This is a genomic window from Pseudomonas sp. H1h, assembly GCF_000633255.1.
Taxonomy (GTDB): domain Bacteria; phylum Pseudomonadota; class Gammaproteobacteria; order Pseudomonadales; family Pseudomonadaceae; genus Aquipseudomonas.
This window is the reverse complement of record NZ_AYMJ01000067.1, coordinates 1-1,258: the sequence shown is the minus strand read 5'-3', so window position 1 is coordinate 1,258 and position 1,258 is coordinate 1. Positions and strand designations below refer to the sequence as shown.

General features: G+C 63.5%; 1 protein-coding gene. It reads left to right on the top strand.

Features of this window, described 5'->3' with window-relative positions; all coding sequences use genetic code 11:
* Positions 1-1,258, top strand: a 1,258-nt coding sequence (gene tssI, locus U862_RS0129015) for a type VI secretion system tip protein TssI/VgrG (protein WP_025113574.1), incomplete at both ends; no start/stop codon positions are given.

The following is a 1,258-nucleotide window of genomic DNA, read 5'->3' as shown; positions in this document are numbered from 1 at the left end:
ACCTGCGCCTGGAAACCCGCACCAGCCGCACCACGCGCCGCGATTACGACTTCGAAAAACCGCGCATCACCCTAGAAAGCGAAAACCGTGGCGACGCCCTGCCCGACCTCGAAGACTACGACTACCCGGGCCGCTTCATCGACCGCGAGCGCGGCAAGCACCTGGCCAAACGCGCCCTCGAACGCCACCGCAGCGATTTCCAGCTCGCCGAAGGCAAGAGCGACCAGCCGCTGCTGGTCAGCGGCCATTTCCTCGCCCTGACCGAGCACCCGAAGGCCAAGTGGAACGACCTGTGGCTGCTCACCGAAGTCCTGCACGAAGGCAAACAGCCGCAAGTGCTCGAAGAGTCGGTGACCAGCGACACCACCGCATTGAAAGACGACTTCCATCAGGGCTATCGCAACCGCTTTCAGGCCACCCCGTGGGACGTGCCAAACCGTCCACCGCTGCGCCACCCGAAACCGCGCATCCTCGGCAGTCAGAGCGCCGTGGTGACCGGCCCCAAAGGCGAAGAGATCCACTGCGACCAGTACGGCCGGGTCAAAGTGCAATTTCACTGGGACCGCGAAGGCCAGGCCGACGACAAGACCAGTTGCTGGCTGCGCGTCTCTTCCGCCTGGGCCGGCGCCCAATACGGCGGCATCGCCATCCCGCGCATCGGCATGGAAGTGCTGGTGACCTTCCTTGAAGGCGACCCCGACCAACCGCTGATCAGCGGCTGCCTGTACCACAAGGAAAACACCGTCCCGTACGCACTGCCGGCGAACAAGACCCGCAGCACCTTCAAGACCCTGAGTTCGATGGGTGGCGGCGGTTACAACGAACTGCGCATCGAAGACAAGAAAGGTCAGGAGCAGATCTACCTCCATGCCCAGCGCGACTGGGACGAGAACATCGAACACGACCAGAAAATCCGCGTCGGCAACGAACGCCACGACACCGTCGAAAAGAACAGCTACAGCGAATTCAAGGCCGAAGAGCACCACACCGTCTACGCCGACCGCAAAGTCGAAGCCCGCGCCAACGACCACCTGACCGTGGGCGTCAACCAGCACATCAAGATCGGCACCGGCCAGTTCATCGACGCTGGCCAGGAAATCCACCTGAGCAGCGGCATGAAAGTGGTGCTTGAAGCCGGCAGCGAACTGACCCTGATCGGCGGCGGCAGCTTCATCAAGATCGACGCCGGCGGCGTGACCATGAGCGGCCCGGTGATCAACATGAACTCCGGCGGCAGCCCCGGCAGCGGCACCGGCGC